General features: G+C 57.3%; 15 protein-coding genes. 12 read left to right on the top strand and 3 right to left on the bottom strand.

Annotation, left to right across the window (positions count from 1 at the left end; all coding sequences use genetic code 11):
• The first annotated feature begins 61 nt into the window (after positions 1 to 61).
• The 3 genes from G5193_RS20750 (at position 62) to G5193_RS20740 (ending at position 2231) form a co-directional block, all read left to right on the top strand.
• The gene (locus G5193_RS20750) at positions 62 to 394 is read left to right on the top strand and encodes a hypothetical protein (protein WP_421207204.1); all 333 of its coding nucleotides are present in this window, start codon (positions 62 to 64) and stop codon (positions 392 to 394) included.
• Between the two features lie 59 nt (positions 395 to 453).
• Positions 454 to 924, top strand: a complete 471-nt coding sequence (locus G5193_RS20745) for a hypothetical protein (protein ID WP_421207202.1) — start codon at positions 454 to 456, stop codon at positions 922 to 924.
• A 542-nt stretch (positions 925 to 1466) separates the two neighbouring features.
• Positions 1467 to 2231: an EAL domain-containing protein gene (locus tag G5193_RS20740; protein WP_227341653.1), complete on the top strand. Its 765-nt coding sequence runs from the start codon at positions 1467 to 1469 to the stop codon at positions 2229 to 2231.
• A gap of 122 nt (positions 2232 to 2353) precedes the next feature.
• Here G5193_RS20740 and G5193_RS20735 read toward each other — a convergent pair whose 3' ends face one another.
• Together G5193_RS20735 and G5193_RS20730 are read right to left on the bottom strand one after the other, a co-directional pair.
• Entirely contained in the window at positions 2354 to 3571 is a 1218-nt protein-coding gene (locus G5193_RS20735) for a 4Fe-4S binding protein (RefSeq protein WP_227341654.1), read from the bottom strand.
• A 156-nt stretch (positions 3572 to 3727) separates the two neighbouring features.
• The gene (locus G5193_RS20730; protein ID WP_227341655.1) at positions 3728 to 4435 is read right to left on the bottom strand and encodes a GntR family transcriptional regulator; all 708 of its coding nucleotides are present in this window, start codon (positions 4433 to 4435) and stop codon (positions 3728 to 3730) included.
• Between the two features lie 282 nt (positions 4436 to 4717).
• Here G5193_RS20730 and G5193_RS20725 point away from each other — a divergent pair, with 282 nt between their 5' ends.
• Both G5193_RS20725 and G5193_RS20720 read left to right on the top strand, forming a co-directional pair.
• Positions 4718 to 6307, top strand: coding sequence for an alpha-glucoside-specific PTS transporter subunit IIBC (locus G5193_RS20725; protein ID WP_227343141.1), 1590 nt, complete (start codon positions 4718 to 4720; stop codon positions 6305 to 6307).
• Positions 6304 to 7629: a 6-phospho-alpha-glucosidase gene (locus G5193_RS20720; RefSeq protein ID WP_421207199.1), complete on the top strand. Its 1326-nt coding sequence runs from the start codon at positions 6304 to 6306 to the stop codon at positions 7627 to 7629. The genes G5193_RS20725 and G5193_RS20720 overlap by 4 nt, the downstream gene beginning before the upstream one ends.
• A gap of 64 nt (positions 7630 to 7693) precedes the next feature.
• Here G5193_RS20720 and G5193_RS20715 read toward each other — a convergent pair whose 3' ends face one another.
• Complete coding sequence (locus tag G5193_RS20715) at positions 7694 to 8698, bottom strand: substrate-binding domain-containing protein (protein ID WP_005355925.1); 1005 nt, start codon at positions 8696 to 8698, stop codon at positions 7694 to 7696.
• 435 nt (positions 8699 to 9133) lie between these two features.
• On the opposite strand from G5193_RS20715, the gene G5193_RS20710 reads away from it, so the two are divergent.
• The 7 genes from G5193_RS20710 to glpG all read left to right on the top strand — a co-directional run bounded on the left by G5193_RS20710 (position 9134) and on the right by glpG (position 15274).
• A complete protein-coding gene (locus G5193_RS20710) occupies positions 9134 to 10255 on the top strand; it encodes a branched-chain amino acid ABC transporter substrate-binding protein (RefSeq protein ID WP_421207197.1) in 1122 nt (373 codons plus the stop codon).
• A gap of 66 nt (positions 10256 to 10321) precedes the next feature.
• Positions 10322 to 11248 carry a high-affinity branched-chain amino acid ABC transporter permease LivH gene (gene livH, locus G5193_RS20705; RefSeq protein ID WP_421207195.1) on the top strand — a complete coding sequence of 309 codons (927 nt, stop codon included), beginning with the start codon at positions 10322 to 10324 and terminating at the stop codon, positions 11246 to 11248.
• Positions 11248 to 12516: a high-affinity branched-chain amino acid ABC transporter permease LivM gene (locus G5193_RS20700; RefSeq protein ID WP_421207193.1), complete on the top strand. Its 1269-nt coding sequence runs from the start codon at positions 11248 to 11250 to the stop codon at positions 12514 to 12516. Before livH ends, G5193_RS20700 begins: the two co-directional genes overlap by 1 nt.
• The gene (gene livG, locus G5193_RS20695) at positions 12513 to 13286 is read left to right on the top strand and encodes a high-affinity branched-chain amino acid ABC transporter ATP-binding protein LivG (protein WP_005339435.1); all 774 of its coding nucleotides are present in this window, start codon (positions 12513 to 12515) and stop codon (positions 13284 to 13286) included. Before G5193_RS20700 ends, livG begins: the two co-directional genes overlap by 4 nt.
• Before the next feature lie 10 nt (positions 13287 to 13296).
• On the top strand, positions 13297 to 13998 hold the full coding sequence (locus tag G5193_RS20690) for an ABC transporter ATP-binding protein (protein ID WP_005339433.1): 702 nt from the start codon (positions 13297 to 13299) through the stop codon (positions 13996 to 13998).
• A 122-nt stretch (positions 13999 to 14120) separates the two neighbouring features.
• On the top strand, positions 14121 to 14444 hold the full coding sequence (gene glpE / locus G5193_RS20685) for a thiosulfate sulfurtransferase GlpE (RefSeq protein WP_005355913.1): 324 nt from the start codon (positions 14121 to 14123) through the stop codon (positions 14442 to 14444).
• The gene (glpG, locus tag G5193_RS20680) at positions 14441 to 15274 is read left to right on the top strand and encodes a rhomboid family intramembrane serine protease GlpG (RefSeq protein ID WP_265774920.1); all 834 of its coding nucleotides are present in this window, start codon (positions 14441 to 14443) and stop codon (positions 15272 to 15274) included. Before glpE ends, glpG begins: the two co-directional genes overlap by 4 nt.
• Positions 15275 to 15338: the final 64 nt, after the last annotated feature.

Below are 15338 nucleotides of genomic sequence, written 5' to 3'. Positions count from 1 at the left end.
TTTGACCGAATATAAACAAAAAAGATAAATTAATATTACTAATAACTTTCCAGAGTCACATATGAGCAAAATCATATTATTCATATTCGCATTATTATCTGCAACATCAGTTGAAAACCATAAAGATAGCACTATAAATATAACTACTACACCATCAGTTGATATAGAAACGGTTTATAAATTAAAAGAATTCGAGGAGTTAAAGATAGAAAATAAAATCATGAAGGAGTTTCATGAGAAAATTTTAGATACTGTTTATTGGTCTCTTGGTTCTGTTTTTGGGATATTAGCATTGCTTCTAGGTTTTGGATGGTGGTCAAACTTCAAACTCCACGAAAAAGATAAAAAAGTATTCTTGATGAAGTATCAGCACTTATTTCCGAGAGAGAAATAAGTCAAATTAAAAAGATCCATAATGTCCAGGAAAGCATAAACAGTGAAATTAAAAGCGTAGTGATTCAACTCAATTCAAAAATAGATAATCTTCATGTATTACATTCAGAAGTAGATAACACTACGGATGAACTATATGGACAAATAGAAACGGTCAAAGCGAGCATAGCTGACTGCATTAAACACATTAAAATTAGTCATTTGGGTCATGAAGTATCGCTGCGATTTGTTGAAGAAAGACTCTGGGATACTAGAGGTGTCGGAGATAACGTGTTGCTAACACAATTTCAGTACTTATCTGCTTGTATAGAGCTAAATAAGCTTGTGGAGAATGAAGGGAGAGATATTGGTGGTATTCTAGAACGCATAGCAGCAACTATACAAGAGTCCTTTATTGATAAAAAAAGAAAGGTCTCACAATATCTTCTTGATGTAGCAAAAAATGACCTTAAAGAACTAGATGAAAAACACAACATAAGTATTAATAAAATTTTCACTTTGCTTGAAGAGGCGAGAACAATTGACAATTAATTACAGGGGCACCTGCTCGTAGGTTCGATTAGCCGCTAGGCGTAATCGGACGTTCGCGTAAATCCATTCTCCCACCATAACGGCCAGTCGAATTCCCCCTCCGGCTGGCCGACGCTGTTACACGGCAACAACCGCAACCAAAGCCTCTCGTTCGTCCGATTACGCTGCGCTAATCGAACCTACAGAAAGCGGTGGATTGCGGAGCATGCCGGTCGGTGCCGAACATCGAGAAGCTCAACATTGACCTTGGGTTGGCATTACGCCCCCTCATCCCCAACCCTTCTCCCGCAAGGGGAGAAGGGGGCAACTCGTAGGTTCGATTAGCCGTCAGGCGTAATCGGACGTTCGCGTAAATGGATTCTCCCGCTATCACGGCCAGCCGCACTTCCCCCTACGGCTGGCCGCCCCTGAATCACGGCAACAACCGTAATCAAAGCCTCTCGATCGTCCGATTACGCTGCGCTAATCGAACCTACAGGGGGGTAATGAGCTGTTATCATTTGAGACAGTGCCCAGCGCCGCCACGCCCCGAGAGGAGAGTCATGGATATACCTGCCGCCCCGTCCCCCGCCATCTGCCAGCTGTGTCAGGAGAAAGCCGAGCTCGACTTCGATTTCACCATGGCCTTCCAGCCCATCGTCGATTGCAGCCAGCGCACCATATTCGGCTATGAGGCGCTGGTACGGGGGATCAACAACGAACCGGCGCAGAGCGTGATTGCCCGGGTCAACGATGGCAATCGCTACCGCTTCGACCAGCTGTGCCGCATCAAGGCCATCGCACTGGCCGCCCGGCTCGATATGCGGGGCATGCTGAGCATCAACTTTCTGCCCAATGCGGTCTACCGTCCGGAACGCTGCATCCGCACCACCCTGCAGGCGGCCCGCGAACACCACTTCCCCATCGAGCAGATCATGTTCGAGCTGACCGAGGTGGAGCAGGTGCAGGATAGCCAGCATCTTCGCGGCATCGTCGATCACTATCAGGCCCTCGGCTTCAAGACGGCAATCGATGACTTTGGCGCCGGTTACTCGGGCCTCAACCTGCTGGCCGATTTTCACCCCAACATCGTCAAGCTCGATATGCACCTGCTGCGGGGCATCGACCAGGACCCGACCCGACAAGCCATAGTGCGCCACTGTCTGGCGCTGTTTGCCGAGTTGCAGATCACCCCGCTGGCGGAGGGGATCGAGACCCGCGAAGAGATGGCCTGCCTGCGGGAGATGGGCGTCAGCCTGATGCAAGGCTATCTGTTTGCCCGCCCCGGCTTTGAAAACTTGCCGGAAGTAGATTTCGCCAGCCTGTAAGCCAGTCGGTCTGCACTGCCCCCCTCAACCCACACCCGCCCGAATAAGAAAACGGACACCCGAGGGTGTCCATGTGCATACCCTGTGACCTTGCGCCATGGTCACACAGTCACCCTCCCCGGTTAATGGGTCAGCTGTGGCAACAGTTGCAGCAGGTGAGCCCGTATCGCCAGCGGCGTCTGGCTGACCCAGATCTCCAGCAGGCCATACGCGAGCAACGGCAGCACCAGCAGCAACAGGCAGAGCAGCACCAGCAAACGGCTCGGTGCAAGCCGCTTCACCTTGCTGCCAAGGTGCAGGGCCTCGGCCCGCTTGGGGCAGGCGGCCACGCAGCTCAGGCAGCCGGTGCACTCCAGGTTGCGAACTGCGATAAGCTGGTGCACCGCAATGCGCGATGGACAGGCCCGGCTGCACTTGTCGCAGTCATGACCCAGGCTTCGCAGGCAGCGGGCCGGGTCGCGGCGAATGCGCAGCGGCGTCAGTAGCCCCAGCAGGGCGAGCCAGGCGCCATAGGGGCAAAGGTAGCGGCAGAATCCCTGACGAAAGGTCGCGGTAAGCAGCAACACCCAGCCGAGGCACAGACCCGAGATCAGGGTCAGGTTGAAGAAGAAGGCTCCCATCTTCATGTCCGCCGCCTGATGGTAGGGGCTGGTGAAGTAGCCGGGCAGGGCAGCAGCCGGCACCGCCAGCAGGATGATGAAGAGCAGAAAGCCGAGCACCAGAAATTTCTGGGTGCGCAGGGCAAGATCCAGCCAGCGCGGCGGGCTCCACTCCCCCGGCAGCAACCGGTGGCGCAGGCCATGTAGCCATTCCCCCACCAGCCCGAGCGGACAGAACCAGGCACAGAACGCCCGCCCCAGCAGCAGGGCCGACAGGGAGAGTACCAGTACGGTGACGGTGGCTGCCGGATGGTGGGGATCCACCAACCCCTGCGCGAACCAGGCCCGCAGCCCGAGGCCACCGGCGATGGGCAGGAAGGCATCCACCACGTCCGGGCGCACCAGCCAGGGGCTCATCCCCTGTCCCAACTGCCAGATATGCAGGCTGTATTGCACTGTGACCAGCCCCCAGCAGAGCAGCAGCAGATGGCGAGTGCCTGCCCGCAACTGCTGACTGTCGATCGCCCCGAACACGGGCAGCGGCCGCCTCTGATGCCGGAGGGCAAGCACGGCGGTGACCGTCCCCAGTGCGAGCCAGAGCAGGCTGTCGGCCGCCAGCAACCAGACCAGCCCCAGCAGGCCGAGCGCAAGACGCCCCGGCCAGCCGGTGCGCACCTGCCACGCCAACAACACCAGATAAACCATACCGGCCACCATGGTTATCGCTTCAATCACGCTCATGCATCCCCCACTGCCTACATCCGGATCCGGCAGCAAGGATAACTAACATTTGAGTTGATTATTTTGATCTGCATGGGCCGAGGGAGGAGTTATGGCCAATGCCTCCCTCGCAGGCTCTCCCCTCTTTCAACGACACGCTGCCTCATCAGCCAGGCACTAACCGCGGGCACGGTGGAGGTGGTAGTCAACGTGATAGTCGTTGGCATTACGGAACATGATGGAGTAGTTGAGGAACTCTCCGCTCTCGCTGTATGAGAGTGAGGTGAGCCGCAGGATAGGGGCCCCCTGCTCGATATGGAGCAGCTCGGCAGTAGCCCGATCCGCCAGCACGGCGCTGAAGCACTCATAGTTGCCCGCAATCGCGATGCCGCACTCCCGTTCGATGTAGTCGAATTTGGACCCTTCCAGATGGGCGACCGACAGATTGCGAAACAGTCTGACCGGCATATAGCTCTCTTCCAGCAGCAGAGCCCGACCATCCACCGAGCGGATCCGGCTGGAGTAATAGACGGGTTCATTCACCTTCACCCTCAGCTGACTGGCGATGGCCGGTGGCGCAGGCATGGTGCGAAATTCCAACACCTGGCTGGTCAAAGTGCGCCCCTGCTCGCGCATCAGTTCGGTAAACCCGCTCAGCCCTTTGGTCTCATGCTGGACATCCTTTTTTGTCACATAGGTGCCGCTGCCGTGGCGCCGCTCGACCAATCCCCACTCGATCAACATGTCTACCGCTTTGCGAATGGTCATGCGGGAGACGCCATACTGTTCTGCCAGCGCTTTTTCGCCGGGCAACACATCTCCCACCCGGCACTCGGCACCGTTTACCCTGATCCTGAGTCGATCAGCCACCGATTTATAGATCACTGCTAGACATCTCCTGTGGTCACAATGCCAACCATCTTATTCTGAATCAAGTGACTAAATTGCTTAAAAACAATAACTTAACTTTCAACCAAAGCTGCAAGAACATCACGAAACCAAGAGGTACAACAATATCGCAAAAGTTAGACATCTTTGTCTAAATAACTGCATGCGTCAGATCACATTATTCCAAGATATTTCATGAGGTCTCTTTTTATCGTTGCTAATTTGCATCTGGCAACACCGGCAAGGATTCGATTAGCTATTTCAACCAAGGGACAATATATGCTCAGTCAAATTCAACGTTTTGGCGGAGCAATGTTCACTCCTGTACTGCTTTTTCCTTTTGCAGGTATGGTAGTAGGCATTGCAATTATGCTGAAAAACCCGATGTTTGTCGGTGAATCACTGGCAAACCCACAAGGATTATTCTTCCAGATCATCCATATTATTGAAGAGGGTGGCTGGACAGTATTCAGGAATATGCCGCTTATATTTGCGATTGGCCTGCCAATCGGTCTGGCAAATAAGGCACAAGCCAGAGCCTGTCTGGCTGTATTGGTCAGTTTCATGACCTGGAACTATTTTATCAACGCCATGGGCATGACCTGGGGCAGTTATTTCGGGGTCGACTTCAGTCAGGATATAGGGGGTGAAAGTGGCCTCGCCATGGTAGCGGGGATCAAGACCCTGGATACCAGCATCATAGGGGCCATCGTCATCTCCGGCACCGTGACGGCACTGCACAACCGCCTGTTTGATCGCCAACTGCCGGTCTTTCTCGGCATCTTTCAGGGCAGCTCCTTTGTCACCATTGTCGCCTTCTTCGTGATGATCCCCTGTGCCTGGCTGACCCTGCTTGGCTGGCCAAAAGTACAGATGGGCATCGCCTCCCTGCAGAATTTCATGCTGATCTCGGGTCCGGTCGGGGTGTGGGTATACACCTTCCTCGAGCGGATTTTGATCCCGACCGGCCTGCATCACTTTATCTACGGCCCCTTCATCTTCGGCCCAGCGGCAGTAGAGGGGGGCATTCAACTCTACTGGGCGCAGCACATGCTGGAGTTCAGCCAGAGCACTCGCCCGCTGATTGAACAGTTCCCTCAGGGTGGCTTTGCCCTGCATGGCAACTCGAAGATTTTCGGTGCCATGGGGATTGCCCTGGCCATCTATGCCACGGCAGCCAAAGAGAACAAGGCCAAGGTTGCAGGCCTGCTGATCCCGGCCACCCTGACCGCCATTCTGGTCGGCATCACCGAGCCGCTGGAGTTCACCTTCCTCTTCATCTCGCCGCTGCTGTTTGCCATCCACGCCCTGCTGGCAGCCACCATGTCGACTGTGATGTACCTGTTTGGTGTGGTCGGCAACATGGGTGGAGGTCTGCTCGACCAGTTCCTGCCGCAGAACTGGATACCCATGTTCCACAACCATGCGGGAATGATGTTCACCCAGATCGCTATCGGATTGGTCTTTACCGGCATCTGGTTCCTGATATTCCGCGCGCTGATTATCAGGCTCAATCTTAAAACACCGGGCCGGGAAGACAGTGAAATAAAGCTTTATTCCAAGTCAGATTATCAGGCAGCCAAAAACCAGCGTAGCAGTGATAGTGCAACACAAATTATCGAAGCGCTTGGTGGAGTCAAAAATATACGCAGTCTGAATAATTGTGCCACGCGCTTAAGAATATCGCTGGTTAACAGCAAGCTAGCAGATGCAGATGAGGAGTTTATTAAATTGGGAGCCCATGGTGTCGTCCGCCATGGCGATAGTATCCAGGTAATTATCGGTCTGCATGTACCTCAGGTACGTGAAAATATGGAATCGATTATGAACAACAGTCATCAACAATCGTCTTTAGTAATGGAGTCATGATCATGAAAAAATTCTCTGTAGTCATTGCCGGTGGTGGTAGCACTTTTACTCCAGGTATCGTTCTGATGTTGCTGGAAAATCAGCATCGCTTCCCGCTCAAGGAGATCAAATTCTACGACAACGATGGTGCCCGTCAGGAGATCATCGCCGAAGCCTGCAAAATCTTGCTGAAAGAGAAGGCTCCCGAGATCGCCTTCAGCTATGGCACCGACCCCAAAGCAGCGTTTAGCGATGTAGATTTCGTCATGGCCCATATCCGGGTTGGCAAATATCCGATGCGCGAGCTGGACGAGAAGATCCCGCTGCGTCATGGCGTGGTCGGTCAGGAGACCTGCGGCCCGGGCGGTATCGCCTATGGCATGCGCTCCATCGGCGGAGTGCTGGAGCTGGTCGACTATATGGAGCAGTACTCACCCAATGCCTGGATGCTCAACTACTCCAACCCGGCCGCCATCGTCGCCGAAGCGACCCGTCGCCTGCGTCCCAACGCCAAAATCCTCAACATCTGCGACATGCCGATCGGGATCGAGGGGCGCATGGCCCAGATTGCCGGTCTCAAATCCCGCAAAGAGATGCGGGTACGCTATTACGGCCTCAACCACTTTGGCTGGTGGACCCGCATCGAGGATCTGGAAGGCAACGACCTGATCCCGAAGATCAAGGAGCACGTCGCCCGCCACGGCTATGTGCCCAACAGCACCAGCCATGCCGAAGCAAGCTGGAACGATACCTTCGCCAAGGCAAAGGATGTGTGGGCGCTCGACCCGGATACCCTGCCCAACACCTATCTGAAGTACTACCTCTACCCGGACTATGTGGTGGCCCACTCCAACCCGGAACACACTCGCGCCAACGAGGTGATGGAGCACCGCGAGAAGCAGGTCTTTACCGCTTGCACCGACATCGTCAAGGCAGGCAACTCAGCAGCTGGCGAGCTGGAGATCGATGAACACGCCTCCTATATCGTTGACCTGGCAACCGCCATTGCCTTCAACACCCAGGAGCGGATGCTGCTGATCGTTCCCAATCGCGGCGCCATCCCCAACTTTGACCCGGAAGCCATGGTCGAGATCCCCTGCCTGGTCGGCAGCAGCGGGCCAGAGCCGTTGCAGGTGGGCAGCATCCCGCTGTTCCAGCAGGGCATGATGGGCCAGCAGGTCGCGGTCGAGAAACTGGTGGTCGAAGCCTGGGTCGAGCACTCTTACCAGAAGCTGTGGCAAGCGATCACCCTATCCAAGACAGTGCCCAGTGCATCGGTGGCCAAGTCCATTCTCGATGACTTGATAGAGGCCAACAAAGCCTACTGGCCGGAACTGAAATAAACCGCCCATAAACAAAAACCCCCTCGTGACAGAGGGGGTTTTTCGTGTTGGCAACGGGTGCGGATTAACGCAGCGGTTTGACCGAGCGACGGACAATCAGCTCGGGCTGTACCGTCATCGACTCCACTTCCAGCTCCTTGTTGCGGATCCGGCTGACCAGATGCTTCACCGCCAGCTGGCCCAGTTCCGCCTTCGGGTGACGGATGGTGGTCAGCGGCGGGCTGGAGAAGCGCGCCATCTCCACATCGTCGTAGCCGATGATGGAGATATCGTCCGGCACCTTGACTCCCGCTTCCCAGGCAGCGCAAATCGCGCCGATCGCCATGGGGTCATCGAAGGCAAAGACCGCAGTCGGACGAGGCTGCAGGGCCAGGATGCGCTGCATGGCATCGAAGCCGCTCTGGCTCTCGTAGTCCCCTTCAAAGACCTGTTCATCTTTGAGGGTCAGACCGTGTTCGCCCAGCGCATCACGCACCCCGTCCAGTCGCTGCTGGGTGGTCGGCTTGGAGAGCTGGCCAGTGATGCAGACGATGTCACGGTGCCCCAGCTCCAGCAGATGGCGTACGGCCATGCGGGCGCCGATGCGGGCGTTGTCGTTGATGACGTTGGCGAAATCGCACTCCGTCCCCCAATCCAGTACCACCTGCGGCACGTTCTTGTGGATGCGCAGCATGTCGCGCAACGGAGTGTCGATATCGGTCCCCAATACCAGCAGACCATCCACCCGTTTTTCCATCAGCATTCTCAGGTAATGCTGTTGGCGAGGCGGCTGGTTTTCGGTGTTGCAGAGGATCAGGCTGTAGCCCTGTTCGAAGCAGTACGCTTCAACCCCTTGCACCACTTCCGCGAAGAAGGGGTTTACGCTGGTGGTCACCAGCATGCCAATGGTCTTGGTCGAATTTATCTTAAGACTGCGCGCTACCGAGTTGGGCGCGTAGTTGAGTTCTGCCACCGCCTCAATCACTTTCTGGGTCGCGTCTTCGCTGACCCGCCGAGTGTGGTTGAGCACATGTGAGACGGTGGAGATGGATACGCCTGCGCGCGAGGCGACATCCTTGATAGTGGCCATCTCTGTCTCCTGACTGTCAAAGGCGGAACATTAGCAGATTTCCCGAATAAAGGCTTGGTTTTAACGGGCTCTGCCACGGAATTGTCAATGCCGGCTAATTTAGGCGCTCATTTCTGTTTGCGCAAACGATTAATGGTCAAAATGGGAGCACCATCAGAGTAAAATATCACCAGACTAATCCTCTGTGCTTCATCATAATCACCTCTGGTTACCAAGATGTTAAGGCGAAGAATTGATACTAAATTCCAATTAAACACAAATAACAGGTCATTTATTTCAAAATAAGCCCACCCCCCCCCCCTCTGGTTAGTATCTTTAACAGCTTGTTATTGCCCCGTGAGGAATGATAGAACCATACCTATAGCCGGATGCACGGGATGTCGATCCGGAATGGCACTCGTAAATGAAACAATCCACTGATTAAGGGACGAATCAATGCATAAGTTGAGCAAAATTACAGTAAGCGCAGCGGTTTCTTTGGCTCTGTTTGGATCGATCTCCATCGCACACGCGGCAGACACCATCAAGATAGGTATCGCAGGCCCGCTCACCGGCCCGGTTGCCCAGTACGGGGACATGCAGTTCACCGGCGGCAAGATGGCGGTCGAGCAGATCAACAAGGCTGGCGGTATCAATGGCAAGCAGATCGAAGCCGTCATCTATGACGACGCCTGTGATCCCAAGCAGGCGGTAGCCATCGCCAACAAGGTGGTAAATGATGGCGTCAAGTTCGTGGTCGGTCACCTCTGCTCCGACAACACCCTGCCCGCCTCCGACATCTATGAAGACGAGGGGATCCTGATGGTTACCCCCGCCTCCACCAACCCCAAGATCACCGAGCGCGGTTACCAGCTGACTCTGCGCACCATAGGTCTGGATAGCGATCAGGGCCCGACTGCCGCCAAGTACATCATCGAGCAGGTCAAACCCCAGCGCGTCGCCGTTATCCACGACAAGAAGCAGTACGGTGAAGGGATCGCCTCCAGCGTCAAAGCCGCACTGGACAAGGCTGGCGTGAAGGTGGTGGCCTATGAAGGGATCACCGCCGGTGACAAGGACTTCTCCGCCCTGATCGCCAAGCTGCAGAAAGAGAACGTCGATTTCGTCTACTACGGCGGCTATCACCCTGAGCTGGGCCTGATCCTGCGTCAGGCTGGCGAGAAGGGGCTGAAAGCCAAGTTCATGGGCCCGGAAGGGGTCGGTAACAAGGATATCTCCGCCATCGGCGGCCCGGCTTCCGAAGGCCTGCTGGTGACCCTGCCGAACAAATACGATCTGGTGCCGGCCAACGCCCCGCTGGTTGCAGCGTTCAAAGCCAAGGGTCAGGACTCCTCCGGCCCGTTCGTCTGGACCACCTATGCCGCAGTGCAAACCCTGGCAGCCGGTATCGCCAAGGTGGGTGAAGATGACCCGGCCGCCGTTGCCGCCGCCATCAAGGCTGCGCCGATCGATACCGTGATGGGCCCCCTGACCTGGGCACCGAACGGTGACCTGAAAGGCTTCGAATTCGGTGTGTTCCAGTGGCACGCTGACGGTACTTCCAGCCAAGTCAAATAATCTGCCGATCGGGGGTGAGTACGCTCACCCCCTCCTCTCTTTGCGGGCAAGTACAGGGAACGCAGTATGTCCGAACACCTCCTCTATCTGGTTCAGCAACTGCTGAACGGATTAACCATAGGCAGCACCTATGCGTTGATCGCCATTGGTTACACCATGGTCTATGGCATCATCGGCATGATCAACTTCGCCCACGGCGAGGTGTACATGATCGGCTCCTATGTCGCGTTTATGGTGATGGCGGGGCTCATGATGATGGGCATCGACAGCACCTTTCTACTGCTGGGGGGCGCCTTCCTGGTCAGTATCATCATCACCGGCACCTATGGCTGGAGCATCGAGCGGGTCGCCTACCGGCCACTGCGCGGTGGCAACCGGCTGATCCCTCTCATCTCCGCCATCGGCATGTCGATCTTCCTGCAGAACATGATGCGGATGGCACAGGGTTCGCGGGATATCGCCATGCCCAGCCTGCTCTCCGGCGGCTGGACCCTAGGGGGTGAGGATGGCTTTCAGGCCAGCCTCTCCTATATGCAGCTGATCATCTTCGTGGTGACTTTCATCACCATGCTGGCGCTGACCCAGTTCATCGGCCGCTCCCGCATGGGCCGCGCCTGCCGCGCCTGTTCGGAAGATATCAAGATGGCCAACCTGCTGGGCATCGACACCCATGTAGTCATCTCCATCACCTTCGTGCTGGGGGCCGCGCTGGCCGCCGTCGCCGGGGTGCTGCTCGGCATGTATTACGGCGTCATCAACCCCTACCTCGGCTTTATGGCCGGTCTGAAGGCCTTCACTGCCGCAGTATTGGGCGGTATCGGCAGCATTCCGGGCGCCGTACTGGGCGGCCTGCTGCTGGGGGTGGTTGAAGCGCTCACCGCCGGTTATCTCAGCACCGAGTACAAAGATGTGATGGCGTTTGCCCTGCTCATCTTTGTGCTGCTCTTTATGCCTACTGGCATCTTGGGTCGTCCGGAAGTGGAGAAAGTGTGATGAAACATCAATTGATCCACGCCTGTATCGCCAGCCTAGTGCTGCTGGTGCTCTCTTTCTGGCTGCTCGGCTTCAAGCTGGAGACCGATGGCTCCAGCCTGCAGGTAGTGAGCCGCCTCGATGTGTCGCTGACCTGGCTACTGGGGGGCGCCACCATTGTTTTCTGGTTCCAGATGCTGCGCGGCCAAATAGCCAAGCTGTTTCAGGCCTCCATCAGCGGCTTCTCGGTCGGCTTCACCAAGCTGGTGCTGCCGAGCCCGGAAGAGGCGCCCAAGCTCTATAACCTCACCGCCGTGCTGGTGCTGCTGTTTGCGGTGAGCTGGCCCTTTATGGCCTCTCGCGGCGCCATCGATCTCGCCACCCTCACCCTGATTTACATCATGCTGGGGCTGGGGCTGAACGTGGTGGTCGGCCTCGCCGGTCTGCTCGATCTCGGCTATGTCGGCTTCTACGCGGTCGGCGCCTACAGCTATGCCCTGCTCAACACCTACTTTGGGTTGAGCTTTTGGGAGTGCCTGCCCATCGCCGGGCTGATGGCCGCTACCTTCGGCTTCCTGCTCGGTTTCCCGGTGCTGCGGCTGCGGGGGGACTATCTGGCCATCGTCACCCTGGGTTTTGGCGAGATCATCCGCATCCTGCTCAACAACATGACCACCCTGACCGGCGGCCCGAACGGGATCTCCGGTATTCCCAAACCGACCCTGGGGGGGCTGGAGTTCAACCGCACCGTCAAGGATGGCGGCTTTGATACCTTCCACAACTTCTTCGGCATTACCTACAACGCTAACCACAAGGTGATCTTCCTCTACCTGATGGCGCTGGTGCTGGTGGTGGTGACCCTGTTCGTCATCAACCGCCTGCTGCGCATGCCGCTGGGCCGCGCCTGGGAAGCGCTGCGGGAAGACGAAATCGCCTGCAAATCGCTGGGGCTCAACCCCACCATCATCAAGCTGACCGCCTTCACCATAGGCGCCACCTTCGCAGGCTTCGCGGGGAGTTTCTTTGCCTCGCGGCAGGGCTTTATCAGCCCGGAATCCTTCGTCTTTATCGAGTCGGCCATAGTGCTTGCGATCGTAGTGCTGGGTGGCATGGGCTCGCAGATCGGAGTGGTGCTGGCTGCCATCGTGATGACGGTGCTGCCGGAGCTGGCCCGCGAATTCAACGAGTACCGCATGCTGATGTTCGGCCTCTTGATGGTGTTCATGATGATCTGGCGGCCACAAGGATTGCTGCCGATGACCCGTCCGCATCTGGAGTTGAAGAAATGAGTACTCATCAGAAGTTAATGGAAGTCTCTGATTTGTCGATGCGCTTCGGTGGCCTGCTGGCCGTCAACGGGGTCAAGCTGGATATCGACAAGGGCGAGGTGATCTCCATCATCGGCCCCAACGGTGCGGGCAAGACCACCATCTTCAACTGCCTGACCGGTTTCTACTGCCCGAGCGGCGGCACCATCCGCTACAAGGGTGAGGAGATCCAGGGGCTGCCCGGCCACCTCATCGCCCGCAAGGGGATTGTGCGTACCTTCCAGCATGTGCGGCTGTTCAAGGAGATGACAGCGGTGGAGAACCTGCTGGTTGCCCAGCACCAGCACCTCAACACCAGCTTTATCGCCGGCCTGTTCAAGACCCCGGCCTTCCGCCGTGCCGAGCAGGAGGGGCTGGAGCGGGCCGCCTTCTGGCTGGATAAAGTGGGCCTCAAGGATCTCGCCAACCGCGCCGCCGGCAACCTGGCCTACGGTCAGCAGCGCCGCCTCGAGATCGCCCGCTGCATGGCGACCCGTCCCGAGCTGCTGATGCTGGATGAACCGGCCGCCGGTCTCAACCCGAAGGAGACCGACGAACTGGACGAGCTGATCATGAGCCTGCGGGACGAATTCGGGGTCTCGGTGCTGCTGATCGAACACGATATGAAGCTGGTGATGGGCATCTCCAACCGCATCTTCGTGGTCAGCCAGGGCACCCCGCTGGCCCATGGCAAGCCGGATGAGATCCGTAACAACCCGGCAGTGATCAAGGCCTATCTGGGCGAGTCGTAAGGAAAACAAGATGTTAGAACTTCGCAACGTATCGACCCACTACGGCAAAATTCAGGCGCTGCACGATGTTAGCGTCGAGGTGAAAGAGGGGGAAATCGTCACCCTGATCGGCGCCAACGGCGCGGGCAAGACTACCCTGCTGATGACCCTCTGCGGCGAGCCCAAGCCCAGCAGCGGCTCCATCTGGTTTGAGGGGGAACAGATCAGCTCCCTCACCACCGCCCGCATCATGCGCAAGGATATCGCCGTGGTGCCGGAGGGGCGCCGTATCTTCGCCCGCCTGACGGTGGAGGAGAACCTGCTGATGGGCGCCTTCTTCGTCGACAAGGCCGAGCAGCATGGCCTGCTGGATCAGGTGTTCACCCTGTTCCCGCGCCTGCATGAGCGACTGGAGCAGCGCGCAGGCACCATGTCCGGCGGCGAGCAGCAGATGCTGGCCATCGGCCGCGCCCTGATGAGCAAACCGCGCCTGCTGCTGCTGGATGAACCCTCGCTGGGGCTGGCCCCCATCGTCATTCAGCAGATCTTCGACACCATCGAACAGTTGCGGCAGAAGGGGATGACCATCTTTCTGGTGGAACAGAACGCCAACCAGGCGCTCAAGCTGGCCGACCGCGGCTATGTGCTGGAGAACGGCCACGTGGTGCTGCAAGACACGGGCGCCGCCCTGCTGGCCAACCCGGCGGTGCGGCAGGCTTATCTGGGCGGTTAACCCACTCACCCGCATGCCATATCAACAAGGGAGCCGCTGGCTCCCTTATCTTTTGTGGGGTTAGTTTGCGCCCAAGCTTGCGGTACACTGGCCCGTAATCAACCTATTCGCAGGACATCCCGATGGACCAGTTTGCCCATATCAATGCCCATGATGCCCACCAGAAACTGAGCGCGGGTGAAGCCCGTCTGGTGGATATTCGCGACCCGCAATCCTTTGAAGCGGCCCACGCGGTCGGCGCCTTCCACCTCACCAACGGCACCCTGGTGCGCTTTATGAACGAAGTGGATTTCGATACCCCGGTCATCGTGATGTGCTATCACGGCAACAGCAGTCAGGGGGCCGCCCAATACCTGCTGCAACAGGGTTATGACGAGGTCTACAGTCTGGATGGCGGTTTCGAGGCGTGGCGCCGGGAGTTTCCCATCGAGGCTGGCGAGGCATGATCCAGCTGCTAGTGCTCGACAACGCCCGCATGGCACAAGCGCTGGTGGACTATCTGGCGACCCTGGGGATCTCCTGCGAGCTGACCCAGTCCGAGCTGGGGGTCACCATCTGGTTGGCGGACGAGCTACGCCTTGCCCAAGCCCAGCTGGAGGTGAAGCGCTTTCTGGCCGAGCCGGGCCACCCGCGCTATATGGAAGCCTCCTGGCAATCCGGCCGCGCCGATGCCCGCATCGACTACAGCAAGGGGATGACGGATCCCATCACCGATTTCCTCCATCAGGCGGGGCCACTGACGCTGGTGGTGATCATCGCCTGCCTCGCCATCTACGGCATCGAGGCCATCGGCCTACCCATCTACGATGAACTGGCATTCCACCCGACGCTGGCCCAGTTCACCGACTGGCAGGCGTGGCGCTATTTCACCCCCGCCCTGATCCACTTCTCGGTACTCCATCTGGTGTTCAACTTGCTGTGGTGGTGGTATCTCGGCGGTCAGATCGAGCAGCGCCTTGGCAGCGGCAAGCTGCTGATCCTGCTGCTGGTGGGCGCCGCCCTGCCCAATATCGCCGAGTTCTTCGCCAGCGGCCCGCTGTTTGGCGGCCTCTCCGGCGTGGTCTATGCCCTGCTCGGCTACTGCTGGCTGCGCAGCAAGCTGCAACCGGCCTGTGGCCTGACTCTGCCACCGGCGCTGATGGGCTTTATGCTGTTCTGGATGGTGCTCGGCTTCTTCGACATGCTCGGAACCAGCACCGCCAACATCGCCCACCTGACCGGCCTGCTGGTCGGCCTGCTGCAAGGCTGGCTGGATCGCAACCACCAGCCGACCTGATTATTCAGCAGTTTCAGAAACGAGAAAGCCGCCCCGAAGGGCGGCGTTTGCTTATGGTCTGCGC

It is taken from the genome of Aeromonas sp. 601027, assembly GCF_049174455.1.
GTDB lineage: Bacteria > Pseudomonadota > Gammaproteobacteria > Enterobacterales > Aeromonadaceae > Aeromonas > Aeromonas veronii_A.
The sequence above is the reverse complement of the archived record's forward strand: the minus strand, read 5'-3'. Positions and strand labels throughout refer to the sequence as shown.